This is a genomic window from Cohnella sp. AR92 (assembly GCF_003990975.1).
Lineage (GTDB): Bacteria > Bacillota > Bacilli > Paenibacillales > Paenibacillaceae > Cohnella.
The window spans coordinates 130,388-156,768 of the sequence record NZ_RZJR01000002.1 but is presented as its reverse complement, the minus strand read 5'-3'; the positions used below and the strand labels follow the sequence as shown (position 1 = coordinate 156,768).

The following is a 26,381-nucleotide window of genomic DNA, read 5'->3' as shown; positions in this document are numbered from 1 at the left end:
GGGAGGAATCGCCTTGACCCGCAACAAAGTGGAGATTTGTGGAGTAGACACCTCCAAGCTGCCTGTACTCACAAACGCCGAAATGAGGGAGTTGTTTCTCGCTCTGCAGACCCGAGGAGAATTGGAAGCCCGAGAAAAACTGGTCAACGGCAATTTGCGTTTAGTGCTTAGCGTTATCCAGCGCTTCAACAACCGCGGCGAATTCGTCGACGATCTGTTCCAGGTCGGCTGCATCGGGCTGATGAAAGCCATCGACAACTTCGACCTCGGCCAGAACGTTCGATTCTCGACGTATGCGGTACCGATGATTATCGGTGAGATTCGCCGTTACCTTCGCGACAACAATCCGATTCGCGTATCCAGAAGCTTAAGGGACATTGCATACAAAGCTTTGCAGGTCCGAGACCAACTAACCAATCAGCATTCCAGGGAACCGACGATTCTGGAGATCTCCGAGGTGCTGAACGTTCCTAAAGAAGATATCGTTTTCGCTTTGGACGCGATCCAAGACCCGGTCTCCTTATTCGAACCCATCTACCACGATGGCGGCGATCCGATCTTCGTCATGGATCAGATAAGCGACGAGAGGAACAAGGATATCCAGTGGATCGAAGAGATCGCGCTGCGGGAAGCCATGAGGAAGCTTAACGAACGGGAGAAGATGATCCTCTCGATGAGATTCTTCGAAGGCAAGACGCAGATGGAAGTGGCGGACGAGATCGGAATCTCGCAAGCCCAGGTATCCAGGCTGGAGAAATCCGCGATCCAACAAATGCAGAAGCACGTCAAAACGTAAAGAGGACGGGGCTAAGCGGCGCAAGAAGCTGCCTGGCCTCGTTTCTTATTTATCCGTACATTTTCGGGACTTGGCACATATAATGAATCATACGGACATTCGCCCGGTGAAGGCGCCGACGGGGAAGGCGAGGGACGCTCATGAAAATTTCCGATTTTCAGACCAAGGACGTCATCAATATCGTGGACGGCAAAAAGTTGGGTCAGGTGAGCGATCTAGAGCTAGACTTGCGTCAAGGCAGGATCGATTCGATCGTCGTGCCGACGGTCAGCCGCTTCTTCGGAATGTTCGGCGGCGGGAACGACGTCGTCATCCCTTGGCGCAATATCGTGAAGATCGGGGCGGACGTCGTGCTCGTGAGACTGGATGACGCCAAAGCGTACAAGGCGGAGGAGATGGAAGGAATCGGACGTTGACGTTCGGTTCCTTTCTTTTCGCGGGGGCGTTTCCTATGATACACTTGGTGTCGGGAGGTGGGATCCCTTATGGAACCATTCATGCTAACGGAGAAGCCTGGATCGGACGCAGGCTTGCTGCACCTCGCGAAGTGGGAAGCGTTCGAGGGAATAACGGCGGGATTCTCTACCCGGAACGGCGGAGTAAGCGCGCCGCCTCGACAAGCGCTGAATACGGCGCTGCATGTGGGAGACGAAGCGTCTGACGTTATCGCCAATCGCAAGCTAGTGGCGGAAGCGCTGGGGTGGAACTTCGCGGCATGGACCTGCGCGGAGCAGGTTCACGGCAATCGAGTTCATGCGGTCACGTCCGCGGATGCCGGAAGAGGACGGCTGGATCGGGATTCGGCCATTCCGGACACGGACGCGCTGATCACGAACGAACCGGACATTCTGCTTGCCATGTACTTTGCGGACTGCGTTCCGTTATATTTCTACGACCCGGCGACGAACGCTCTCGGCCTCGCTCACGCGGGGTGGAAGGGAACGGTCGCTAACGTGGCGGCTGCGACTATCGAAGCCATGCGGAATCATTACGGAACCAAGCCGGAAGATTTGATGGCTGCGGTCGGCCCATCCATCGGAGCCTGCTGTTATGAGGTCGACGAAGCCGTCCTGAAGCACGTCAGGCCGCTTGCGGCCGAGCTTGAAGACATCTATCAAGCCGATGCTTCCCCTTTGGTGACGAATGCCAAAGAAGGGCATGCCAGGCTAAACTTGAAAGAATTTAACCGACACCTTATGATAAAAGCAGGAATTTTGCCGAGCCGCATCGAAATGACAACATGGTGCACTGGCTGCCGCACCGATATTTTCTTCTCGCATCGCCAGGAGAACGGTGCAACAGGACGGATGATGAGCTGGCTGGGAAGAAGAGGTGAATATCGCCATGGCGTTGGCTGACCGCATCGATGAGGTGGAGAGCCGAATCGGGAACGCTTGCGAGAGAAGCGGCCGGAAGCGGGAGGACGTAAAAGTCGTTGCCGTTACGAAGTATGTATCCGCCGCAACGACGCAGAATGCCGTCGCTCACGGAATCGCCCATCTGGGGGAGAACCGCTGGCCGGCATCGGAGGAGAAGTGGAATCTTCTTCATGGACAAGCCGTTTTCCATTTTATCGGTTCGCTTCAAACGAAGAAGGTCAAGGATGTCGTCGGACGATTCGATTACATACATTCGCTTGACCGCCTCTCGCTGGCGGAGGAGATTCATAAGCGAGCGTCCGCATTAGGCATCGTCGTTCCCTGCTTCATACAGGTGAACGTATCCGGAGAGGAATCCAAGCATGGGCTTCAGCCGGAAGAAGTGCGTGAATTCGCCGCGGCGATTCGTCCGCTGAATCACGTAAGGCCGATCGGCCTGATGACAATGGCGCCGCTTGAACTGGAAGCGGAACAGACGCGCCCGGTGTTCCGAGCGTTGCGACTGCTGAGGGACGAGCTTAACGAAAGCCGGGCATTCGCGGAGCCGCTCACCGAGCTGTCGATGGGGATGTCCGGAGATTTCGAGATCGCGATTGAAGAAGGAGCCACCTGGGTCCGGTTGGGAACCGTATTGGTTGGCAAGGAAGAAGAAGCCTGATTCCGAATCGAACGGGATCGGCCATTAGGGGAGGGACAGCAGATGAGCGTAATGAACAAGTTTCTGAACTATTTGGGACTTCAAGAAGACGAAGCCCCGGCCGATCGCGACGAGAGATACGGGATCGAGGATGAGCAAGAAGTTGAAACCACTCCTTTCGAGACCCGTAAACAATCAAGTAGGAACAATGTTGTCAGTATTCATTCCCAGAAGAATGCCCGCGTCGTGCTGACGGAACCGCGTACTTATGACGAGGCGCAGGAGATTGCCGATCACTTGAAGACCCGCAGAAGCGTTGTCGTAAACCTTCAGCGCGTCAGACGGGACCAAGCGATCCGCATAGTTGATTTTCTGAGCGGCACCGTCTATGCTCTAGGCGGGCACATATCGAAGCTGGGTCCGAACATCTTCCTTTGCACACCTGACTCCGTGGAAATTTCGGGCACCATATCGGAGATGCTGGGAGAGGAAGCCGACTATTCCAAAATGAGGTGACCTCCTTTTGACTGAAGTATTTCGCATTATCGATATCCTGTACCAAATCTAGTTCTACATGATTCTGATCTACGTCCTGATGTCTTGGGTGCCAAGCGTCAAGGATAGTTTCGTTGGCGAGCTGCTGGGCAAGATCGTCGAGCCGTATCTCTCGGTCTTCCGCCGATTCATTCCGCCTATCGGCGGCATTCTGGATATCTCGCCGATCATTGCTCTGATTGCTTTGGATTTCCTGGTCAGCGGGCTTAAGACCGTGCTTAACGCGTTCGTCTAACGACGCGGATGCACAAGCGAAAGGGAACGATTGCGCATGCCGCATGCTGAGATATACGAACATTTCCATCCCGATGAGAAATCGTTCGTCGATCGCGCCTGGGAGTGGGTCGAGCGGGCTGCCGAACTTCATCAAGTTCGGCGTACCGACTTTCTCGATCCGCGCCAGGCGCATATTTTATTTACTTTGGCCAACCGCCATCCCGATGCCGCTGTCCGGCTCGATGGCGGATATGAAGAAGCCGAGCGGCGCCGGGCTGTCGTCGCCCCCGATTACCGGCCGATCGAAGACGAGCCGATGGGGATCAAAGTGCTCGATATCGCTTCGGACGATAGGCGCGTTCAGGAGCTAGACCACGGCGATTATTTAGGCGCGCTGCTCGGTCTTGGTATAAAACGGGACAAGATCGGCGATATCCATCCCCGCGAGGACGGATGCCACGTCCTGATCGCGGAGGAGATCGGGGATTTCTTGACCGGTCATCTGAGGCAGGCTCATCGCGTCGAGGTACGCGCTTCGGTCATCGATCTTGAGCAGCTTAGGGCCGTGAAGCCGGAGCTGGAAGAAATGTCGCTGTCCGTCGCGTCCCTCCGGCTGGACGGGGTGGCGAGCGACGCTTTCCGACTTAGCCGGGCCAAGATCGTCGATCCGATCCGGGCGGGGCGCTGCCGCGTGAATTGGAAGCCGGCGGAGGACCCGTCGGCATCGCTGCGCGAAGGGGATATCGTCTCGATGAAAGGATTCGGCAGGTTCAAGGTGCTTGCTGTCGAGGGAATCTCCAAGAGTGGAAGAATTCGGGTAAGAATCGGGAAATTTGTGTAAACGAGTCCGACAGTAAGGAGGAATTTGACATCTTCCGTCGAAATGGTCGTTAAGGAGTGAAAAGATCGCACTCGGACTAAGAAACAGGAGGTACGCTCATGCCACTTACTCCATTAGACATTCATAACAAGGAATTCGGCAAGCGTCTGCGGGGATACGATGAAGACGAAGTAAATGAATTCCTAGACCAGATCATCAAGGATTACGAGCTCATTATCCGCGAGAACAAAGAGCTGCAGAACCAGCTTGGCGCCATGCAGGACAAGCTCGGTCACTTCGCCAACATCGAAGAGACCTTGAGCAAGACGATCATCGTCGCCCAAGAGGCTGCGGACGAGCTCAAGAACAACGCCAAGAAGGAAGCGCAGCTCATCGTCAAAGAAGCGGAGAAGAACGCGGACCGAATCATCAACGATTCGTTGATCAAGTCCCGCAAGATCGCCATGGAAGCGGAAGAGCTAAAGAAGCAAGCCGCCATCTACCGCGCGAGATTCCGCGCTTTGATCGAGTCGCAGATGGAGCTGCTAAGCCAAGACGGCTGGGAAGCTCTTGAGAGCAGCGACGCTCGCATGCGCGAGATCGAATAGTCCATCCGCATCGCTTGTTCTATCCGCATGTATGCCGCATGCGGTATTTTTTTAGGCAAATAGATACATACTGTAACGAGGTTGTTCCGCGAGGTTCTTGCCGATACTAAACGCTAGCTCACCTCTCCCATTCGCTCAGGACAACGACAGGCTTCGAATAAAGGCGGACAGGTTTCGATGGTGGCAGGGTTCGATGGGGGCAGGTTTCAATGGTAGACAGGGTTCGATTGACAAACGGGTTGATTCGAGTTATAAAGAAGGGAAGCAAGCAATAAGGAAAGTCCTTGACGGGAACAAGTACCCCATGAGCGGATCCCAGAGAGCTGGCGGAAGGTGCGAGCCAGCGTGAAGCGAAGGCGGTATATCCTCCCCGAGACGGCTCGCCGAACAGTATGGCGATTGATTGGCGCCGACTAATAAGCGAGAACGGTTACCCCTCCGTTAACGGGGCTGCGCGGTTCACGAACCGCGCTCTCAAGTGCCGGCTGCCCGGAATCGAACGATTCTCGCGCTCCGGAACAAGGGTGGTACCACGAGCGAACCTCGTCCCTTTGCCAGGGATGGGGTTTTATTTTTTTTCGAGAGGATGGTTTGTAGCATGAACCGCGTAGACGTCAAAGAGAAAGCGCGAGCCCGCGAGCTCCGCGTACTGGACAAATGGAACCGGGAAGATACCTTTAAGAAGTCTATCGAGAACCGCACGGGAGCTCCGAACTTCGTTTTCTATGAGGGGCCTCCGACGGCCAACGGCAAGCCGCATATCGGGCATGTGCTCGGACGCGTCATCAAGGACTTCATGAGCCGTTACAAGACAATGTCCGGCTATCGGGTCATCCGCAAGGCAGGCTGGGACACGCACGGGCTGCCGGTCGAGCTGGGAGTCGAGAAGCAGCTTGGCATCTCCGGCAAGCAGGAGATCGAGAACTACGGCGTCGAGCCTTTTATCCAAAAGTGCAAAGAGAGCGTGTTCGAATACGAGCGTCAATGGAGAGAGCTGACCTCTGCGATCGGCTATTGGACGGATCTCGACAATCCTTATATCACGCTCGACAACCGCTATATCGAGAGCGTATGGAACATCCTCGCGACGATCCACGACAAGGACCTGCTGTACCGCGGACACCGCGTCAGCCCTTACTGTCCGGATTGCCAGACGACGCTAAGCTCGCACGAGGTCGCGCAAGGCTACGAGGACGTCAAGGACCTCTCGGCAACGGCGAAGTTCAAGCTCAAGAAGAGCGGCGAATTCGCGCTCGCTTGGACGACGACTCCTTGGACGCTGCCGGGCAACGTGGCGCTTGCCGTTCATCCGGACATCGAATACGTGCGCGTCAAGCAGGACGGAGAAGTCTACATCCTTGCCGGAACGCTTGCCGACAAGGTGCTCAAGGGCGAATACGAGACCCTCGGCACGGTCAAAGGCAGCGAGCTGGTCGGTCTTGAATACGAGCCGCTGTTCCCGTACATCGTCGTCGAGAACGCCTATCGCATCATCGACGCCGAATACGTCAGCGACTCCAGCGGTACCGGTATCGTTCACATCGCGCCGGCGCACGGCGAAGACGACTACCGCGTCGCTCGCCAGCACGGCATCCCGATGCTGATGGTGGTGAACGGCGAAGGCCGTTACGTCGACGCGATCACCGACATGGCCGGCCGCTTCGTGAAGGACCCCGAAGTCGATATCGAGATCGTGAAGAAGCTGTCCGAACGCGGGCTGCTGTACCACAAGGAGAAATACGAGCACAGCTATCCGTTCTGCTGGCGCTGCAAAACTCCGCTGATCTATTACGCGACGGAGAGCTGGTTTATCCGCACGACCGCTGTCAAGGACCAATTGATCGCGAACAACCAAACGGTAAAATGGTACCCCGAGCATCTGCGCGACGGCCGTTTCGGCAAGTTCCTGGAGGACCTGGTCGACTGGAACATCAGCCGCAACCGCTATTGGGGAACTCCGCTTAACGTCTGGACCTGCGAGACTTGCGGCAAGGAGAAGGCTCCGCACAGCCACGCCGAGCTAAGATCGCTCGCCATCGGCAGCGTGCCGGAGGATCTGGAGCTGCACAAGCCTTACGTGGACGAAGTGCATCTCCGCTGCGAATGCGGAGGCTCGATGACCCGGACGCCGGAAGTGATCGACGTCTGGTTCGACAGCGGCTCGATGCCGTTCGCGCAGTATCATCATCCGTTCGGCGACGAGAAGACGTTCGAAGAGCAGTACCCGGCCGACTTCATCAGCGAAGGCATCGACCAGACCCGCGGATGGTTCTACAGCTTGCTGGCCGTCTCGACCCTATACAACGGCAAGGCGCCGTACAAGTCGGTTATCTCGACGGGACACGTTCTGGACGAGAACGGGCAGAAGATGAGCAAGTCCAAGGGCAACGTCGTCGATCCCTGGGATATCATCAACGAATCCGGCACCGACGCGCTGCGCTGGGCGCTTCTGGCGGACAGCGTACCTTGGAACAGCAAGCGTTTCTCCAAGGGAATCGTCGGCGAAGCGAAGTCGAAGGTCATTGATACTCTCGTCAACACGCATGCGTTCTACGCTCTGTATGCGACGATCGACGGCTATGACCCTTCCGAGCACAAGGCCGGCGAGTCGACCAACAAGCTGGACCGCTGGATCCTCTCCCGTCTGAATACGCTGATCGCGAACGTCAACCGCGGCCTGGAAGCGAACGACTTCCTGAACCCGGCGAAGGGAATCGAGGAGTACGTCGACGAGCTGTCGAACTGGTACGTCAGACGCTCCCGCGACCGCTTCTGGGGCAGCGGCCTGACCGAAGACAAGATCTTCGCGTACCAGACGCTTCGCGAGGTGCTGCTCACGCTTTCCCGCCTGATCGCGCCGTACACCCCGTTCGTTGCTGAAGACATCTACGGCAACCTGGGCGGCGGCGAGAGCGTTCACCTGGCGGAATATCCGAAGGCCGACGCTTCCAGGATCGACGAGAAGCTGGAGCGCGAGATGGAGACGGCCCGCAACATCGTCGAGCTGGCCCGCAACGTGCGGAACGAGTCCGGCATCAAGACGCGCCAGCCTCTGTCCGAGCTGCTCGTGTCCTTGAACGGCGAGTTCGACGTTCCCGGCTACGAGGAGATCGTCAAGGACGAGATCAACGTCAAGCAGCTGACAATCGTCACCGACGACAGCGGCTTCGTCGACTTCAGCCTGAAGCTCAACCTGAAGGTCGCCGGCAAGAAATACGGCAAGCATGTCGGCCCGATCCAAGGCGTTCTGAAGGGCCTTAGCGCAGACGAGGCTCGCGAAGTGGTAACGAACGGCGTCTTGAACTATACGTCTCCGGAAGGCGAGGCGCTCGACGTCACGCTGGAGGAGCTGCTGGTCGAGAAGCAAGCGAAGCCGGGCTTCGCGTCGGCTTCGGGCAGCGGCTTGACCGTCGCGCTCAACACCGACATTACGCCGGAGCTGGAGCAGGAAGGGCTTGTTCGCGAAGTCATCCGCGCAGTCCAGGACACTCGCAAGAAGCTCGATCTTCCGATCGAGCAGCGCGTATCGCTCGTGCTTGACGTCGACGCCGAGACGGAAGAGGCGCTGAAGGCGTTCGACAACGTGCTGCGAGAGAACGTGCTCGTCAGCGAAGTGAGCTTCGGCCAAGTGGAAGGCAGCGAATCGGTGCAAGCGGGCGATAAGCTGATCGGAATCGCGATCCGATAAGAGGAACGCGATTGGATAGGGAATGAAACGGAACAGGACCGTCCTTGGGTCGACGTCGTCGGCTTCAAGGGCGGTCCTATTTTTGCGTGGTTAGCCAAATCTTCCTGAGCGAATGGGAGAAGACGGCTAGCGTACGGTCCGTTATTCGGAACGAAATATTCGGCGCTTTCGCGCTTATCCATCTCAGCAGGTTTGCATCGGCTTCCGGTTGGCTAAATTGCTGATACATCCCATCGGAGAAGAGAGGCGAGCAACGTTGGCCAGAAGGAGAAGCAAACTCAGACGTCCCCGCCGTTCCACTCCCGGCCAAGCGGTAGGATCGGCATCGGCGGTCAGTCCCGGGGCGGTCTCGAGGGCTCCTGGAACAAACTCGCTGTATCCGGGATCGGACTCACAGGATCAAGGATCGGACTCACGGGATCAAGGATCGGACTCGCCCGATCCGGGATCGGACTCACGCGATCCGGGAATGACGGCGAACTACCGCTCGGCTCCCCTTCAAGCAACGCTGGAGACGCTCGCTTACCGCATCGACCGGCTGGCCATCGACATGGAGAAAGCGGAGCTGAAGGAATACGTCAACCTCATGAGGCGCCCTTGGGGCTTGATCTGGCGCAACTTCATCTCCGGATTGTCGCGGGGAGTCGGAATCGCGCTCGGGTTCACCTTCTTCGCGGCGACGATCGTCTGGCTGCTTCAGATTCTCGGCGCGCTGAACCTGCCCGTCGTCGGCGATTACATCGCGGATATCGTTCGGATCGTCCAACGCCAGCTAGAGATCAATCCCTATTAATGCACGATATGCGACCCGCGCCTTATCTCCAATCGTCCGCCAGCTCGTCGGGCTCAAGCAGGGGGTCGCCTTCCTGGTCCGCCAGGTACCGCTTGTAAGCGCGATTGCGGACGATGCTCACGTCATGGCCGGTGATGTCCGTGGATAGGAAGCTTTCCAACGGTTCCACGAAGCCGTCATTCTCGTCGGATTCGATCGCCATGGAATCATAATCGTCGATGTTGTTGCCTTCCGCCATTGCCGGACTGTTCGAGCTCCCCCACGATTCGACGATCTGCCAGGCGTCTTCTCCGTCGAAGCCGTTCTGATCGGGTTGATCGTCCATGCTCGTGCGCCCGAATGGAGGGTGCAGGAAGTCTTCTTCGACCGGACGCCCTTCTTTCTCTTGCTGCCTCGGTTCGTGATCGACGCAGAAGATGGCCGTCGGCATCGCCTCAAGCCGCTCGTCCGGAATGAACCGCCCGCAAGCCGCGCATCGTCCGTATTCTCCCGTCTCCATGCGGCGAAGGGCGGCATCGATGCGGTCTAGACGGAAGGCTTCGTTCTCGAGCAAAGCGATATCTTTGCCCCGCTCGAACATTTCCGTCCCCGCGTCGGCCGGATGGTTATCGTTGCTGGACAGCTCGCCTGTTTCTTCCCGATAGGAATTCTCCAGGCCGAAATGCGAATTATCGCGAATTTTGCGTTCGATCTCTTGTTTGTCCCGGATCAGTCTCCGGCGAAGCGACTGGAGCTTGCCGTCCGTCATGTGGAGTGTCATCGGTTCCGCTCCCTTCGGTGAGTACTGTCCCATAGTTTACTCGGACCCGCCGGAATTATTAGAGCGCGCCGTTCCGCGGATTGCGCCTATGCGCGTGGACGGTCGGTTCATCGATATGGTAAAATCATCAGGATGGAATAACAGGTTGAAAGGCGGACCCGACAGCATGCAATCAAGACGAGTAGGCATTTGGTTTTTTTATCTATGGGCAGTCCTCGTATTCGCTCTGGATTACGCAACGAAGAAACTGATCGAGCATTCCCTCGAGATGTACGAGCAGATCTCCGTCATCGGCAATTTCTTCCTCATTACCTCGATCCGCAACCGAGGGGCGGCGTTCGGGATCCTGCAGGAGAAACGGGTTTTCTTCATTCTGATTACCGTCGTAGTCGCCGCGGTAATTATATGGTATCTCCATCGTACCTACCGTTCGGGCAACAAACTGATGCTTTACGCGCTTTCCACCGTGCTTGGCGGAGCGGTCGGCAACTTCCTCGATCGCGCGATTCACGGAGAGGTAGTCGATTTTCTGCAATTCAACTTTGGTTCGTACACGTTCCCAATCTTTAACATGGCCGATGTCGCGATCTGCGTCGGCGTAGGGTTAATCATATTGGATTCGCTTTTGACGGCTAGACAGGAGAAGAAAAAACATGAACACGGAGAACAATCCGAAGAACAAATCGTTTAACGATACGGAAGAAAATACGGAAGAGAGCATGACCTGGACCGTCGAGGAGGAGCAAGCCGGCGAACGAATTGACAAGCATGTGACCGACGCCATCGGCAACCCTTCGATCTCTCGCTCGCAGGTGCAGGACTGGATCCGCAGCGGTCTGGTAACCGTACGATCGGTGAAGGTGAAGCCTAACTCCAAGGTAAGCGCGGGTGACGAGATCACGGTTATTTTCCCCGAACCCGAATCCCTTGAAGCTCTGCCGGAGGACATTCCGCTGGAGATCGTATTCGAGGATGCGGACGTCATCGTCATCAACAAGCCCCGGGGGATGGTCGTTCACCCGGCGTACGGCCACTCGAGCGGAACGGTCGTGAACGCGCTCCTTCATCATTGCCAGGACTTGTCCGGCATTAACGGAGTCATGCGTCCGGGGATCGTGCATCGCATCGACAAGGATACGTCCGGCCTTCTGATGGCGGCGAAGAACGACCTGGCTCACGCTTCGCTTGCCGCTCAGCTTAAGGAACACAGCGTAAAGCGCCGCTATATCGCCCTCGTGTACGGCAACGTGCCGCATGATAGAGGAACGATCGACGCTCCGATCGGCCGGGACAAGCTCGACCGCAAGATGTTCGCCGTAACCGACAAGAATTCGAAGCGCTCGGTAACGCACTTCGACGTTCTGGAACGCTTCGGGGATTATACGCTTGTGGGCCTTCGCCTGGAGACGGGAAGAACGCATCAGATTCGGGTGCACATGAAGTATATCGGCCATCCGCTCGTCGGAGACCCGATGTACGGCGGCCGCGGCGGCCGTACGCTCGGAATGACGGGACAAGCCCTTCATGCCGGAGAGCTTGGCTTCGACCATCCGCGCACCGGACAGCGCTACGACTTCGAAGCCCCGCTGCCGGAAGATATGGAGCTCGCTCTCCAGATGCTGCGCAGCCGCTAGGGCGCTGCCGGCTTGACCAATAAATCCTGCAAAAATTCGGTGGAAAAATACATGGCGGAGGCACTCGGGTTCAGGCATATTAGATAGCGTACCCCCGTGTTTTGAGGACTTTGTCGACACGGAGAATGTTATCGTACCAGTAACGGAATTATCCATTCCAAAGGAGTGTCGAACCATGAGTGTCGAGCAATATCAATCCACTTATATTCAGCAGCAATTCGCGAACCGGATCGGCGGCGCGAACTACGGCAAGGATACGAACATCTACAAATTCGAGAAAATCAAGCGCGCGAAGGCGGCCGCGAAGCAAGCGAACCCCGGCGTCGAGCTGATCGACATGGGCGTAGGCGAGCCGGACGAGATGGCGGATGCCGGCATCGTGGCTAAGCTTGCCGAAGAAGCGTCCAAGCCGGAGAACCGCGGCTATGCCGATAACGGCATTCCGGAATTCAAGGAAGCGGCGGCCAAGTACTTGAAGGAAGTATTCTCGGTTGACGGCATCGATGCCGCTACGGAAGTTCTGCATACGATCGGCTCCAAGCCGGCGCTCGCCATGCTGCCTTCCGTCTTCATCAATCCGGGTGACGTAACGATCATGACCATTCCGGGCTATCCGGTAATGGGCACTCACACGAAGTACCTCGGCGGAGAAGTGTTCAACGTCGAGCTGAAGAAGGAGAACAACTTCCTGCCGGATCTGAACGACATTCCGGAAGAAATCGCGAAACGCGCGAAGCTGTTCTACCTGAATTATCCGAATAACCCAACTGGCGCTACGGCTACCAAGGAATTCTTTGTCGAAGTCATCGCTTGGGCGAAGAAGCACGATGTCGTTATCGTCCACGATGCGCCTTATGCTGCCCTGACTTATGATGGCGTAAAGCCGCTCAGCTTCCTGTCCGTTCCGGGAGCGAAGGACGTGGGCGTCGAGCTGCACTCCCTGTCCAAGTCGTATAACATGACCGGCTGGCGGATCGGCTTCATCGCCGGCAACCCGCTGATCGTCAAGGCGTTCGGCGACGTGAAGGACAACAACGATTCCGGCCAATTCATCGCGATCCAGAAGGCTGCCGCATACGGCCTGGCGAATCCGGCGATTACCGAAGCGATCGCGGAGAAGTATTCCCGCCGCCACAACCTGCTGGTCGGCGCTCTGAACGAGCTCGGCTTCAAGGCCGAGAAGCCGAAGGGCTCCTTCTTCCTGTACGTAGAAGCTCCGAAGGGCATCAAGGGCGGCCAGCGCTTCAACTCCGGCGAAGACTTCTCGCAGTTCATGATCCGCGAGAAGCTGATCTCCTCCGTGCCATGGGACGATGCGGGCAGCTACGTTCGTTTCTCCGTCACGTTCATCGCGAAGGACCAAGCCGACGAGATCCGCGTCATCGACGAGATCAAGCGCCGTCTGTCCGACGTCGAGTTCGAATTCTAAATTGAATTTGGGTAACCTTGGAAGCCTTGGGCTGCGATGTTTAATCGCGGCTCAAGGTTTTCTTGTCCGTTGGGCAGAATAACGGAGAATAGCAGGATAAGCGGTTGACAGAGCTTGTCGAAAGTGCGATAATTCTTCTGATGAAACGGTACCTTTAAGACAGTCCCGTGAGACTGGCAAGGTGGCGCGGCTAATTCGAATACGCATGCTGGCGGAAGACGCTCGACCCTTCGAACGGATGGAAGGAGGGGGAGCTGGCCAAGCTGCGTTCGGATTCAACCTAAGCTCTCCTTGCGCTTCTGTCGCGGGGGGAGCTTTTTTTATGCCAATATCGTCGCGAAGAAGGAGGCCCGCAGATGCAGGATACCCGAGTCATAATGGACGAATCGGCCATTCGCCGGGCGTTGACGCGGATCGCTCATGAGATCCTGGAGAGAAATAAAGGAATCGAAGGCTGCATCCTGGCCGGAATTCGCACGCGAGGCGTTTACGTAGCGCAACGCATCGCCGAACGGATTCTCGAGATCGAAGGGCAGCCGGTGCCGGTCGGCGTGGTCGACATCACCCGCTATCGCGACGATCGCCCGCATGAAGCTTCCATCGGGGCGGACAGCTGCGAGCTGCCGGTTCCCATTAAAGACAAAACCGTCATTCTATGCGACGACGTCCTATACACCGGACGAACGATACGCGCCGCGATGGACGCCATCATGGACTGCGGCAGGCCGCAAGCCATCCAGTTGGCGGTACTGGTGGACCGGGGGCACCGGGAGCTGCCCATCCGGCCGGATTACGTCGGCAAGAACGTCCCGACCTCCCGCCAGGAACAGATTGCCGTCGGCCTTCGGGACTTCGACGACACCGACTGCGTGACCATCATTCATCCCTGACAAGGGAAGCCTGCTTTGGACGAGGTAGGCGCGAGGGCGAACGAGGGCTCGAATTTCCTAGCGGAATTTCTTCATTCGTTTAGTGACAAAACGCCGTTATAGTTATACAATAAAATGTATAAAGATGCACAAGAGCCATAGCTGCTATCGAACTAGGCAAATGCGTCAGAGGAGGATTTAAAAGCAATGGCAACCTGGATTCTGAACGCGCTGTTCGCGAGTGGAACGAACGACGCTCTCGAAACCAAGCACATCAAAGTCGTTGACGGCAAAATCGCCGAGCTGGCTAACGGGAGCGCAAGCCCCGACACGGCAGGATGCGAAATCATAGATGCAACCGGCAAGCTGATCTCCCTGGGATTCATCGATATGCACGTCCATCTGAGAGAACCCGGCTTCGAGCACAAGGAAACGATCGCCTCCGGCACGCGCTCGGCGGCCAAGGGCGGATTCACGACGATCGCCTGCATGCCGAATACGCGCCCGGTGACGGACACTCCCGACACGGTCAAGTTCATTCTGGATAAAGCGGAGACAGAAGGGGTCGTCAACGTGCTCCCTTACGCCGCCATTACGAAGAACGAGCTCGGCCGCGAGCTGACGGATTTCGCCGCGCTCAAGGAAGCCGGCGCGATCGGCTTCACGGATGACGGAGTCGGCGTGCAGAACGCGCAGATGATGAAGGACGCGATGACGCTCGCGAAGTCGCTGGATATGCCGGTCATTGCCCACTGCGAAGACGACTCGCTCGTTGTAGGCGCGGCGGTAACGGAAGGGGCCTTCTCCCGCAAGCACGGATTGAAGGGGATCCCGAACGAATCCGAAGCGATCCACGTCGGCCGCGACATTCTGCTGTCGGAAGCGACCGGAGTCCACTACCATGTCTGCCACGTCAGCACGGAGCAATCGATTCGGCTGATCAAGCTGGGCAAGTCGATCGGCGTCAACGTTACCGCGGAAGTATGCCCGCACCATCTGGTTCTCTCCGACGAAGACATTCCGGATTCGATGGACGCGAACTGGAAGATGAACCCGCCGCTGCGCACGCCGCGCGACGTGGAAGCCTGCATCAAGGCGCTGGAGGAAGGAACGATCGACATCATCGTCACCGACCACGCTCCGCACAGCGCCGAGGAGAAAGCAAAGGGAATGGAACGCGCTCCGTTCGGCATCGTCGGCTTCGAGACGGCGTTCCCGCTGCTCTACACGAAGTTCGTCAAGACGGGACGCTGGACGCTGGAATTCCTGCTGCGCCGAATGACAAGCGATCCGGCGAGAGTGTTCCGGCTCGCGAGCGGCAAGCTCGAACCGGGCGCTCCCGCGGATCTGGTTCTGCTCGACCTGGAGAACGAACGGGAAGTGAATCCCGAGACGTTCCTGACGCAAGGACGGAACACTCCGTTCGCCGGCTGGAAGCTTTATGGATGGCCGGCTCTTACGATGGTGAACGGCCAAGTGGTCTGGACGGAAGAGAACGGCATTACGCAAGGGTAAAGTCAAGGGACGGCTGCAGGCCCTACGCATATACTTGAGGAGGAATCGGGATGCAAGCAAGATTGTTGTTGGAAGACGGCACCCTGTTTACGGGAAAAGGTTTCGGTGCAGAAGGAGCTTCCACAGGCGAGGTCGTATTCAACACGGGGATTACCGGCTACCAGGAAGTATTGTCCGACCCCTCCTATTGCGGACAGATCGTCACGATGACGTTCCCGCTTATCGGCAACTATGGAATCAACCGGGACGACTTCGAATCCGTCCGGCCTTACATTCACGGATTCGTCGTTCGCCGTCACGAAGACGTGCCAAGCAACTGGCGCGCTCAATACACTCTTGATCACCTGCTTAAAGAGTACGGCATTATCGGCATCAGCGAGATCGATACCCGCATGCTGACGAGAATCCTGCGCCAGCACGGAACGATGAAGGGCATTCTGACGACGGGCAACGAACGCGTCGAAGAGCTGGCCGAGCGCCTGTCCGTCTCCTCGTTGCTGCGCGACCAAGTAGCCCGCACTTCGACGAAGAGCATCTTCTCCAGCCCCGGCAACCGCGAGCGCATCGTCCTGATCGACTACGGCGCGAAGAGCGGCATTCTGCGCGAGCTGACTCAACGCGGCTGCGACGTCGTCGTCGTTCCGCACGACACGACCGCTGAAGAGATTCGCCGCCTGTCTCCGGACGGCATCCAACTGTCGAACGGCCCCGGGGATCCGAAGGATGTTCCCCATGCGGTCGAGACGATCCGCCAGCTGCTCGGCGAATTCCCGATCTTCGGCATCTGCCTTGGCCACCAGCTGTTCGCCCTCGCCTGCGGCGCGGACACCGACAAGCTGAAGTTCGGCCACCGCGGCGGCAACCATCCGGTGAAGGAGCTGGAATCCGGACGCTGCTTCATCACGTCCCAGAACCATGGCTACACCGTTAAGGAAGACACGATCGCCGGTACGGAGCTGGAAGTCACGCATATCAACAACAACGATAAGACCATCGAAGGCCTGAAGCATAAGAAATACCCGGCGTTCACGGTGCAATACCATCCGGAAGCCGCTCCGGGACCTTTCGACAACAGCTATCTGTTCGATCGCTTCATCACTATGATTCGGGAACATAAATCCGCCAACCCGCAGCGTCCGCGTCAGGCGCAATTGGCAGAGTCGCTGAGAGGAGAACTGCAATATGCCCAAAAATAAAAACCTCAAGAAGATTCTCGTTATTGGCTCCGGCCCGATCGTCATCGGACAAGCGGCGGAATTCGACTATGCAGGAACTCAAGCTTGCCAAGCGTTGAAGGAAGAAGGACTTGAAGTCGTCCTGATCAACAGCAACCCGGCCACGATCATGACCGACACGAACATGGCCGACAAGGTCTACATCGAACCGATCAACCTGGAGTTCGTCTCCCAGATCATCCGCCAAGAACGTCCGGACGGCTTGCTTCCGACGCTGGGCGGCCAAACGGGTCTGAACATGGCGGTCGAGCTGGCCCGCGCCGGCGTCCTCGAGAAAGAGAAAGTCAAGCTGCTCGGTACGCAATTGACCGCGATCGAGAAGGCGGAAGACCGCGACCTGTTCCGCGAGCTCATGCGCGAGCTGGATCAACCGGTTCCGGAGAGCGACATCGTCACGACGGTTCAAGGAGCCGTCGACTTCGCGAACACGATCGGCTATCCGGTTATCGTTCGTCCGGCTTACACGCTGGGCGGAACCGGCGGCGGCATCGTCGGCAACGAAGAAGAGCTCCGCGAGACGGTTGCGAACGGCATCCGCTACAGCCCGATCGGACAGTGCCTTATCGAGAAATCGATCGCCGGCATGAAGGAAGTCGAGTACGAGGTTATGCGCGACGCGAACGACAACTGTATCGTCGTCTGCAACATGGAGAACCTCGACCCTGTCGGCGTCCATACGGGCGACAGCATCGTCGTGGCCCCGAGCCAGACGCTGTCCGACCGCGAGTACCAAATGCTCCGTTCGGCATCCCTGAAGATCATCCGCGCCCTGAACATCGAAGGCGGCTGCAACGTGCAGTTCGCGCTCGATCCGCAGAGCTACCAATACTACGTTATCGAAGTTAACCCGCGCGTCAGCCGCTCCTCGGCGCTTGCGTCGAAGGCAACGGGCTATCCGATCGCCAAGATGGCGGCGAAGATCGCCGTCGGCTACACGCTCGACGAGATCGTGAACCCGGTCACGGGCCAAACGTACGCTTGCTTCGAGCCGACGCTGGACTACATCGTCAGTAAGATTCCGCGCTGGCCGTTCGATAAGTTCACGGACGCCAACCGCAAGCTGGGCACCCAGATGAAAGCGACCGGCGAAGTCATGGCTATCGGCCGCACGTTCGAAGAATCGATCCACAAAGCGATTCGTTCCTTGGAGATCGGCGTCCACCGTCTGCTTCTGAAGGGAGCGAACGAGCTGGACGAAGAGACCCTGACGAATCGCCTGGCGAAGCCGGACGACGAGCGCCTGTTCCTCGTTGCCGAAGCGTTCCGCCGCGGCTGGGGCTTGCAGAAGATTCAGGACGTCACGAACATCGACTGGTGGTTCCTCGACAAGATCGAGCGCATCATCGCCTTCGAGGACACGATTCGCAGAGAGCCGGGCCTAACGCAAGAGACGCTGTACCAAGCGAAGCGCATGGGCTTCACGGACCGCGCGATCGCGGAGCTTCGCAAGGAAGGCCAAGGTTCAAGCGCGGCTCATACGGCGGAAGCGGACGTTCGCGCCCTTCGCCTGCAGCAAGGCCTGAAGCCGGTCTATAAGATGGTCGACACTTGCGCGGCCGAGTTCGAAGCTTCCACTCCTTACTACTACTCGACCTATGAGACCGAGAATGAAGTACTTCCGAGCAAGAAGGAGAAAGTCATCGTTCTGGGCTCCGGTCCGATCCGGATCGGGCAAGGCATCGAGTTCGACTACTCGACCGTTCATGCGGTATGGGCATTGCGCAACGCAGGCTATGAAGCGGTCATCATAAACAACAACCCGGAGACGGTATCGACCGACTTCAACACGTCGGACCGCCTGTACTTCGAACCGCTCTTCTTCGAAGACGTCATGAATGTCATCGAGCAAGAGAAGCCGATCGGCGTCATCGTCCAGTTCGGCGGCCAAACGGCGATCAACCTGGCCGGCCCGCTCGCCAAGGCAGGCGTTCGCATCCTCGGCACTTCGCTGGACAGCATCGACGAAGCCGAAGACCGCAAGAGATTCGAAGCGCTTCTTCGCAGGCTGGATATCCGCCAGCCTAAGGGCAGCACGGTCACTTCGGTTGACGAAGCGGTCGGCACGGCAAGTGAGCTCGGCTATCCGGTGCTTGTACGTCCGTCTTATGTCCTGGGCGGCCGCGCGATGGAGATCGTCTACTCCGACGAAGAGCTGCTGGCTTACATGAAGGTAGCCGTCAAGATCAATCCGGAGCATCCGGTTCTGATCGACCGTTACATGCTGGGCAAGGAGATCGAAGTCGACGCCATCTGCGACGGCGAAACGGTACTGATCCCGGGAATCATGGAGCACATCGAGCGCGCCGGCGTTCACTCCGGCGACTCGATCGCGGTATATCCGCCGCAGACGCTGTCGGATGACATCAAGAAGCAAGCGATCGACATCACGACGCGCATCGCGAAGGAACTGAAGACGATCGGCCTGGTCAACATCCAGTTCGTCGTCTGGCAGGACCAAGTGTATGTCATCGAAGTCAATCCGCGCTCCTCGCGTACGGTTCCGTTCCTGTCCAAGGTAACGAACGTGCCGATGGCGAACCTGGCTACTCAAGCGATCCTCGGCGTGAAGCTGAAGGACCTGGGCTACAACGACGGCCTGTGGCCGGAAGACGATCATGTCTCCGTCAAGGTTCCGGTGTTCTCCTTCGCGAAGCTGCGCCGCGTCGACCCGACGCTGACGCCGGAGATGAAGTCGACCGGCGAAGTCATGGGCCGCGACCGTCTGTTCGCTAAGGCGTTGTTCAAGGGCCTCATCGGCTCCGGCATGAAAATTCCGCAATCCGGAACGATCATAGCGACGGTTGCCGACAAGGACAAGGAAGAAGCGGTCGAGATTCTCCGCGGCTTCTACAACCTCGGTTTCAAGCTGATGGCAACCGGCGGCACGGCTGACGCGCTTGAACAAGCGGGCATGCGCGTGAAGCGCGTGAACAAGCTGACCGAAGGTACGCCGAACATCCTCGACCTGATCCGCACCGGCCAAGCGCAATTCGTCGTCAACACGCTGACGAAGGGCAAGACTCCGGAGCGCGACGGCTTCCGGATTCGCCGCGAAGCGGTCGAGAACGGCGTGGTCTGCTTGACCTCGCTCGATACGGTGAGCGCTCTGCTCAACATGCTGCAGACGCTTCGCTTCTCCAGCGAACCGATGCCGGTTCTTCAGTAAAGGTGAGCAATACGCCCGGTCCCCTGCAACAAAGCGGCGGGGGCCCGGGCTTCTGCATGAATAGAACGTCAAACGCGAATTGGCGCGCCAAAGGAGAGGGAAGAAGTGACGAAGACGAAGCTATCGCCGGAGCAAGCGGCGGCGAAAGTAATGGTGGCGCTGGACAAGCCGGACGCCAAGGCGGCTCTTCTGCTGGCCGACCAACTGCAAGGAGCGGGCTGCTGGGCCAAAGTCGGCCTGGAGCTGTTCTATGCGGCCGGCGCGGATGTCGTTCGCGAACTGAAGGCACGCGGCTTCAAGATTTTCCTGGATCTTAAGCTTCACGACATTCCCAATACGGTAAGAGGCGGCTCCCGCAGCATCGCCAAGCTTGGCGTGGATATGTTCAACGTCCACGCGGCAGGAGGCATCGCCATGCTTCGCGGAGCGGCCCAAGGCGTGCAGGAGGCGCTGGACGCAGGAGAGGCCGCGAGCCGACCGCTTATTATCGCGGTCACGCAGCTGACCAGCACGAATCAAGCGACGTTGAACGGAGAGATCGGCATTCCGGGGACGGTAGAGGAAGCCGTTCTCCGTTATGCCGGACTGACGAAGGAAGCCGGTCTCGACGGCGTGGTTGCTTCTCCACTGGAGGTTGGCGCGATCAAGTCGGCCTGCGGCACGGACTTCTTGACCGTTACCCCGGGTATTCGCCCGAAAGGCTCCGACGCGGGCGACCAGCAGCGCATCACGACTCCGCATGACGCGGTTATCGGCGGCACGGACTATCTCGTCATCGGCCGCCCGATTACGGGCGCGCCGGATCCAGCCGCCGCTTTGAATAAAATTATCGAGGAGATGTGCTCTTAATGTCCACTACCGAACTTGCCCAGCTGCCAGCCGAGATTGCCAGAGGCTTGCTTAGCATTAACGCCGTCGCGCTTCGCCCGCATGAGCCGTTCACCTGGACGTCGGGCATCAAGTCCCCGATCTACTGCGACAACCGCCTCACGATGTCTTATCCGGCGATTCGCGACTTGATCGCGGAAGGCTTCGCGGCGATCATCCGCGAGAAATACCCGGACTGCCAGGCCGTTGCCGGCATCGCGACGGGCGGCATTCCGCACGCCGCATGGGTCGCCCACAAGCTTAACCTTCCGATGCTGTACGTGCGCGACAAGGCTAAGGGCCATGGCAAGACGAATCAGATCGAAGGCCACTACGCGCCGGGGCAGAAGGTCGTTCTCATCGAAGACCTGATCTCCACGGGAGGCAGCTCGCTGAAGGCAGCGGTAGCCGTTCGCGAGGCCGGCTGCGAGGTGCAGGGCGTCGTCGCTATTTTCACCTACCAGTTCCAGAACGCCTTGGACGCATTCGCGGCAGAGGACATTCCGCTCGACACGCTGTCCAACTACTCGGCGCTGATCAAGGTAGCCGTGGAGTCAGGCGCGATCCGCGAAGAGGACGTAGCCTTGCTTCAATCGTGGCGCGAGAATCCTTCCGCGTTCGGCGTTTAATCGATTTTCGCTTAGCGAAGCCGTTCTCTTCCGAGAGAGCGGCTTTTGCCTTTTCGTCGGCTTAGGCCGCCTCTCCCATTCGCTCAGGAGCCTGTCGAGTAAGAAAGTTGGAAAACGCATGGGATTGGAACAGAAGAACAGAAGAACAGAAGAACAGAAGAACAGAAGAACAGAAGAACAGAAGAACAGAAGAACAGAAGAACAGAAGAACAGAAGGACGGGAAGCAGCGGGGCAGGAAATGTTCCTGAGCCTATTCCGCTCCTGAGCGAAGGGGAGAGGCGAGCTAATGAAGCCATTCGGCGGATGGACACCATACAATAAAATACAATAATCCGATTGACAAACTAGGAATAATTGGTTACGATTAGTCCCGAGCAGATCCGTTGCAGAACGGATCGTCCATAGAACCGAATCGAGAGAATCGACCGGATCACCGGAGATTCAACGACCGTCGAAGGCGCTTTTCCCCCATGGGCGTCTTCGGCGTGACGTTGGATCTTTTTTTATTCAATCAAAGGGGAGAACGACATGGAATTGTTCTGGTTCATTCCGACCTACGGCGATGGCCGCCATATCGGCACGAGCCGAGGCGCACGCCAATTATCGCCCGCCTATCTGCACCAGGTTGCCTTAGCGGCGGACGATCTCGGCTACGAAGGCGTGCTGCTTCCGACCGGGAGGTCCTGCGAGGACTCCTGGGTAACGGCTTCTACTCTCATTCCGGCGACCCGCAGGCTGAAGTTTCTCGTCGCGGTGCGGCCCGGGCTGATGAGCCCGACGCTGGCGGCGCGAATGGCCTCCACGTTCGACCGGATATCGGAAGGAAGGCTTCTGATCAACGTCGTCGCGGGCGGCGATCCCGAGGAGCTTGAAGCGGACGGAGTCTTCCTCGGGCATGACGAACGGTATGGGTTGACCGATGAATTCCTCGATATTTGGAAAAGGGTTCTGAGCGGGGAAGAGGTGACTCTCGAGGGAGAGCATCTGCGCGTGAACGGAGCCCGGGTGTTCTACCCGCCCGCGCAAGCCCCGCATCCGCCTCTCTTCTTCGGCGGATCCTCGCCGAAGGGCATCGACATCGCGGCGAAGCATTGCGATGTGTATCTGACTTGGGGGGAACCGCCGGCCCAAGTCGAGAAGAAGCTGGAGGCCGTGCGCAAGCGAGCCGCCGCCGAGGGCCGTGAGCTCAAGTTCGGTATCCGGCTTCACGTGATCGTCCGCGAGACGGAGCAGGAAGCCTGGGCCGCCGCCGACGATCTGATCCGGCATCTGGACGACGACACGATCGCGAAGGCGCAGCAGGTGTACGCGCGGATGGACTCGCACGGGCAGCGGCTTATGACCGAGCTTCATGGCGGAAGCCGAGGCAACCTGGTCGTATCGCCGAACCTGTGGGCGGGAATCGGACTCGTTCGCGGCGGCGCCGGAACGGCTCTGGTCGGCGACCCGGAGACGGTGGCGAAGCGGCTTCGGGAATATGCGAACCTCGGTATCGAGAAGTTTATTTTGTCCGGTTATCCTCACCTGGAGGAAGCATACCGCACCGCCGAGCTGTTGTTCCCGCTGCTGCCTTTGAAGCGCGGGAACGGCGCGGCTGCGGAATCAGGATCGACTAAACCCTATGCCCGCAAGTCCGGAGAGATCGTCGCCTACGAGCATATCCCGTCCGGCGGGAACTGAGGCAGCCCCGCTCATGCGAATCCGTTCCTGGAATGGCTGGCTGTCGCTGCTGTCCGTCGCCCTGCTGCTCGCTCTATGGGAGATCTCTACCGCCTGGGGCTGGGTCAATCCGCTGTTCGTGCCTTCCCCGCACCGGGTGTGGGACGCGTTCGTCGATATTTGCCGCGAAGGCTACAAGGGCAGTCCGCTCGCCAAGCATATCGGAGAGAGCCTGAAACGCCTGGCGCTTGCTTTTGTTCTAGCGCTGTTCACGGCCGTCCCGCTCGGACTCGCCAGCGGATATTCGCCTAAACTGCGGGCGCTGATCGACCCGCTCATCGAATTTTACCGTCCTTTGCCGCCGTTGGCTTATTATACGCTGCTTGTCCTCTGGCTCGGCATCGGCGATTCCTCCAAGATCGCCTTGCTTTTCCTCGCGGCCTTCGCTCCGCTTTATATCGCCGTCGTGGCCGGCGTCGCCCGCATTCCGCGGGACCGTATCCTGGCCGCGCGTTCGCTCGGCGCGAGCCGCGGGCAAGTGTTTCTCTTCGTGATCTTCCCGTCATGTCTGCCCGATATCTTCACCGGCATTCGCACGGCGATGGGGATGACCTATACGACCCTGGTCGCCGCGGAGATGGTCGCCGCCGTGTCCGGCATGGGCTGGATGGTGCTTGACGCCAGCAAGTTTCTGCGAAGCGACGTGATATTCGTCGGAATTCTGCTTATGGGTTTGATTGCGGTTCTGCTGGATCTGTTCATTCGCTGGCTGGCGAAGACGCAGGTTCCTTGGAACGGCAAGGAATAAATAATATCCATTATAGGGGTGTGGTCGAAACATGAAGCAAAGAAAAAGATTCGCGATTACCGCCATTATTACCTCGCTTATGCTGACGTTGGCATTGACGGCTTGCGGCAAAGACAAGTCGGAGAGCGGCAGCCTGCCGAAAGAAGTGACGATCGGCTATCAGGTCATTCCGAACGCCGAGCTGCTGGTCAAGGCGAAGGGCCTGGCCGAGCAGAAATTCCCGGACGTCAAGATCAACTGGAAGCCGTTCGATTCCGGACGCGACGTCAACACGGCGGTAGCGGCCGGAAGCATCGATCTCGGCTTGGCCGGCTCGGTGCCGGTCTCGATCGGAATCTCCAACAAGCTGGGTTATCAGGTATACTTCTTGCATGACATTATCGGCGACGCCGAGTCGCTCGCCGTGCGCAACAGCTCGAACATCAAATCGGTAAAGGACCTGGTCGGCAAGAATGTCGCGACGCCTTTCGGCTCCACTTCCCACTTCAGCCTTCTGTCCGCTTTGAAGCTGGAAGGCGTGGATCCGGCTCAAGTGACGATCCTCGACTTGCAGCCGCAAGACATCCTTGCCGCCTGGCAGCGCAAGGACATCGACGCCGCGTTCGTATGGAACCCGACGCTCGCGAAGCTGACCGCCGACGACGGAAGCATTCTTGTAACCGCTCAACAGCTGTCCGAGAAGGGCGCCATAACAGCCGATGTCGGCGTCGTCCGCACGAAATTCGCCGATGAGTATCCCGACTTCGTGAAGCAGTACGTCGGCGTGCTTGACGAGGCGGTTCAGCTGTACCGCGACAAGCCGGAGGAAGCGGCCAAGGCCCTCGCTCCGATTCTTAGCACGGATGAAGCCGACGCTCTGGCTCAGACCAAGCAGCTCGTCTGGCTGACGTCGAAGGAACAGCAGGATGCCAAGTACCTCGGAAGCAAGCCGGAGGACAGCGGCTTCGCGAAGGTACTCCAAGAGACCGGCCAGTTCCTCGCCGACCAGAAGCTGGTCGAGTCGGTGCCGGAGCTCAAGGATTATGAGGCCGCCATCCGTCAAGATTCGCTTAAGCCGTAAGCGCTCGGAATAGGATAGGGTTGAAGCCATGAGCTCCATCGTACCTGCGCTGTCGTACGGCGATTCCCCCTCGCTTGAGGGGGAGCGCCTTGTCGCTATCGAGGATCTATCGCTCGTCTACGGACGAGGCAAGAAAGCCAAAGAAGTGCTTAGCGGCGTCCAGCTAGAGCTGGGCGAGCGGGAATTCGTCTGCGTGCTCGGGGCCTCAGGCAGCGGCAAAACTTCGCTGCTGCGCCTGATCGCGGGCTACGAGCAGCCGACTTCAGGCTTCGTCCGCGTGCTAGGGAAGGAGAAGGCGGCGCCGAACTCCGAGGTCGGGGTCGTCTTCCAGCACGCGAATCTGTTCCCTTGGCTGTCCATTCAGCGGAACGTCGAGTTCGGCTTGCGGATGCAGGGAGTCGGACGTGCCGATCGAACGATGAAGGCTGCGGAAGCCATCCGTCAAGTGGGGTTAAGAGACGCTGCGGATCGGCTGCCCTACCAGTTGTCCGGAGGCATGAAGCAGCGGGCGGCCATCGCCCGAACGCTTGCCGCATCGCCTCGGCTCATCCTGATGGATGAACCGTTCGGGGCGCTGGACGCGATCACTCGGGAGAACCTGCAGCAGCAGCTTCGCCAGCTCTGGCTGGCTTCGCAGCAGGCGGTGTTCTTCATCACCCACGACGTGGACGAAGCGCTGCTGTTGGCGACGCGTATCGTCGTCCTTAGCGGCTCTCCTGGCAAAGTGGCGGTCGATATGCCGAATCCGCTGTACTCTGAGGAGGAGACGGCGGCCGACCTGCGCAAGCATCGCGACTACGGCAAGCTGCGCGAACAGCTCGTTGCCTCGCTTAAGCAAGAAGCATACTGAAGGCTATCGAGGACCGCCTGGCGTGGCGGTCTTTGTTTTGTTATGGCTGGCCTATCGCCCGTTTTGGCCGAGACTCGAACCGATGGCCGGGAGGAAGAATAGAATAGAAGGATAGCCATGCCAGGCAAAGCAAGGAAAGGAAAGATCGACATGAGCCAACTGCTGGAAACCCTATGGAACGCCACTTCGGATCTGCTCTACCGCGTCCGCAGCTATGACCGCAAGCTTGCTTATTCCGAGGAAGTCCTTCGGATGAACGAGCAGCTTCGACGAATAGAAGGCTTGAAATTCTCGGACGACGAGGAGCTGATCGCGCTCGAAGTCGAGAAGCTCAAGGAGATGAGGTCCCGGCTGCTGACGGTAATGGAGGATCTGTTGTTTACCGCATGAGACGGTCTCGAACGGTC

General features: G+C 58.2%; 25 protein-coding genes and 1 other annotated feature. Of the genes, 24 read left to right on the top strand and 1 reads right to left on the bottom strand.

Translation table 11 applies throughout. From position 1 onward, the window contains the following. The first annotated feature begins 13 nt into the window (after positions 1-13). The 10 genes from sigG to ELR57_RS03080 all read left to right on the top strand — a co-directional run bounded on the left by sigG (position 14) and on the right by ELR57_RS03080 (position 9,492). Positions 14-796 (top strand): RNA polymerase sporulation sigma factor SigG, encoded by a 783-nt coding sequence (sigG, locus tag ELR57_RS03125; protein ID WP_126957174.1) that lies wholly within the window; start codon positions 14-16, stop codon positions 794-796. A gap of 140 nt (positions 797-936) precedes the next feature. Continuing rightward, a complete protein-coding gene (locus ELR57_RS03120) occupies positions 937-1,212 on the top strand; it encodes a YlmC/YmxH family sporulation protein (protein WP_126957172.1) in 276 nt (91 codons plus the stop codon). Between the two features lie 69 nt (positions 1,213-1,281). Next, complete coding sequence (gene pgeF, locus ELR57_RS03115) at positions 1,282-2,154, top strand: peptidoglycan editing factor PgeF (protein ID WP_126957170.1); 873 nt, start codon at positions 1,282-1,284, stop codon at positions 2,152-2,154. Next, complete coding sequence (locus tag ELR57_RS03110) at positions 2,141-2,833, top strand: YggS family pyridoxal phosphate-dependent enzyme (RefSeq protein WP_126957168.1); 693 nt, start codon at positions 2,141-2,143, stop codon at positions 2,831-2,833. The genes pgeF and ELR57_RS03110 overlap by 14 nt, the downstream gene beginning before the upstream one ends. 42 nt (positions 2,834-2,875) lie before the next feature. Continuing rightward, positions 2,876-3,328: a cell division protein SepF gene (locus ELR57_RS03105; protein ID WP_126957166.1), complete on the top strand. Its 453-nt coding sequence runs from the start codon at positions 2,876-2,878 to the stop codon at positions 3,326-3,328. A gap of 58 nt (positions 3,329-3,386) precedes the next feature. Beyond that, positions 3,387-3,602 carry a YggT family protein gene (locus ELR57_RS03100; RefSeq protein ID WP_126957164.1) on the top strand — a complete coding sequence of 72 codons (216 nt, stop codon included), beginning with the start codon at positions 3,387-3,389 and terminating at the stop codon, positions 3,600-3,602. Positions 3,603-3,638: 36 nt separating this feature from the next. Next, on the top strand, positions 3,639-4,424 hold the full coding sequence (locus ELR57_RS03095) for a YlmH family RNA-binding protein (RefSeq protein ID WP_126957162.1): 786 nt from the start codon (positions 3,639-3,641) through the stop codon (positions 4,422-4,424). Between the two features lie 98 nt (positions 4,425-4,522). After that, entirely contained in the window at positions 4,523-5,011 is a 489-nt protein-coding gene (locus tag ELR57_RS03090) for a DivIVA domain-containing protein (RefSeq protein WP_126957160.1), read from the top strand. A 275-nt stretch (positions 5,012-5,286) separates the two neighbouring features. Continuing rightward, positions 5,287-5,565 (top strand) — a binding site (T-box leader). Positions 5,566-5,609: 44 nt separating this feature from the next. Further along, on the top strand, positions 5,610-8,699 hold the full coding sequence (gene ileS / locus ELR57_RS03085; protein ID WP_126957158.1) for an isoleucine--tRNA ligase: 3,090 nt from the start codon (positions 5,610-5,612) through the stop codon (positions 8,697-8,699). 469 nt (positions 8,700-9,168) lie between these two features. After that, a complete protein-coding gene (locus tag ELR57_RS03080) occupies positions 9,169-9,492 on the top strand; it encodes a DUF5665 domain-containing protein (protein WP_126957156.1) in 324 nt (107 codons plus the stop codon). A gap of 22 nt (positions 9,493-9,514) precedes the next feature. Here ELR57_RS03080 and ELR57_RS03075 read toward each other — a convergent pair whose 3' ends face one another. After that, positions 9,515-10,252, bottom strand: a complete 738-nt coding sequence (locus ELR57_RS03075) for a TraR/DksA C4-type zinc finger protein (RefSeq protein WP_126957154.1) — start codon at positions 10,250-10,252, stop codon at positions 9,515-9,517. 166 nt (positions 10,253-10,418) lie between these two features. Here ELR57_RS03075 and lspA point away from each other — a divergent pair, with 166 nt between their 5' ends. The 14 genes from lspA to ELR57_RS03000 all read left to right on the top strand — a co-directional run bounded on the left by lspA (position 10,419) and on the right by ELR57_RS03000 (position 26,364). Further along, positions 10,419-10,943 carry a signal peptidase II gene (gene lspA, locus ELR57_RS03070; RefSeq protein WP_126957153.1) on the top strand — a complete coding sequence of 175 codons (525 nt, stop codon included), beginning with the start codon at positions 10,419-10,421 and terminating at the stop codon, positions 10,941-10,943. Next, positions 10,906-11,886, top strand: a complete 981-nt coding sequence (locus ELR57_RS03065) for an RluA family pseudouridine synthase (RefSeq protein WP_126957151.1) — start codon at positions 10,906-10,908, stop codon at positions 11,884-11,886. Before lspA ends, ELR57_RS03065 begins: the two co-directional genes overlap by 38 nt. 175 nt (positions 11,887-12,061) lie before the next feature. After that, on the top strand, positions 12,062-13,315 hold the full coding sequence (locus tag ELR57_RS03060; RefSeq protein WP_126957150.1) for an LL-diaminopimelate aminotransferase: 1,254 nt from the start codon (positions 12,062-12,064) through the stop codon (positions 13,313-13,315). Between the two features lie 356 nt (positions 13,316-13,671). Then, entirely contained in the window at positions 13,672-14,205 is a 534-nt protein-coding gene (pyrR, locus tag ELR57_RS03055; RefSeq protein WP_126957149.1) for a bifunctional pyr operon transcriptional regulator/uracil phosphoribosyltransferase PyrR, read from the top strand. Positions 14,206-14,391: 186 nt separating this feature from the next. Next, on the top strand, positions 14,392-15,699 hold the full coding sequence (locus tag ELR57_RS03050; protein WP_126957147.1) for a dihydroorotase: 1,308 nt from the start codon (positions 14,392-14,394) through the stop codon (positions 15,697-15,699). A gap of 50 nt (positions 15,700-15,749) precedes the next feature. After that, a complete protein-coding gene (locus tag ELR57_RS03045) occupies positions 15,750-16,895 on the top strand; it encodes a carbamoyl phosphate synthase small subunit (RefSeq protein ID WP_126957145.1) in 1,146 nt (381 codons plus the stop codon). Next, positions 16,882-20,100 (top strand): carbamoyl-phosphate synthase large subunit, encoded by a 3,219-nt coding sequence (gene carB, locus ELR57_RS03040; RefSeq protein ID WP_126957143.1) that lies wholly within the window; start codon positions 16,882-16,884, stop codon positions 20,098-20,100. Before ELR57_RS03045 ends, carB begins: the two co-directional genes overlap by 14 nt. Before the next feature lie 105 nt (positions 20,101-20,205). Then, positions 20,206-20,949, top strand: a complete 744-nt coding sequence (pyrF, locus tag ELR57_RS03035; protein WP_255414927.1) for an orotidine-5'-phosphate decarboxylase — start codon at positions 20,206-20,208, stop codon at positions 20,947-20,949. Then, complete coding sequence (gene pyrE / locus ELR57_RS03030) at positions 20,949-21,596, top strand: orotate phosphoribosyltransferase (RefSeq protein WP_126957141.1); 648 nt, start codon at positions 20,949-20,951, stop codon at positions 21,594-21,596. Before pyrF ends, pyrE begins: the two co-directional genes overlap by 1 nt. Before the next feature lie 529 nt (positions 21,597-22,125). Further along, on the top strand, positions 22,126-23,277 hold the full coding sequence (gene ssuD, locus ELR57_RS03020) for an FMNH2-dependent alkanesulfonate monooxygenase (RefSeq protein ID WP_126957136.1): 1,152 nt from the start codon (positions 22,126-22,128) through the stop codon (positions 23,275-23,277). 13 nt (positions 23,278-23,290) lie between these two features. Beyond that, entirely contained in the window at positions 23,291-24,064 is a 774-nt protein-coding gene (locus tag ELR57_RS03015) for an ABC transporter permease (RefSeq protein ID WP_126957134.1), read from the top strand. A gap of 31 nt (positions 24,065-24,095) precedes the next feature. Continuing rightward, complete coding sequence (locus tag ELR57_RS03010) at positions 24,096-25,124, top strand: taurine ABC transporter substrate-binding protein (protein WP_126957132.1); 1,029 nt, start codon at positions 24,096-24,098, stop codon at positions 25,122-25,124. 28 nt (positions 25,125-25,152) lie between these two features. Then, entirely contained in the window at positions 25,153-25,974 is an 822-nt protein-coding gene (locus tag ELR57_RS03005; RefSeq protein ID WP_126957130.1) for an ABC transporter ATP-binding protein, read from the top strand. A 150-nt stretch (positions 25,975-26,124) separates the two neighbouring features. Further along, positions 26,125-26,364, top strand: a complete 240-nt coding sequence (locus ELR57_RS03000) for a hypothetical protein (RefSeq protein ID WP_126957128.1) — start codon at positions 26,125-26,127, stop codon at positions 26,362-26,364. Positions 26,365-26,381 lie beyond the last annotated feature (17 nt).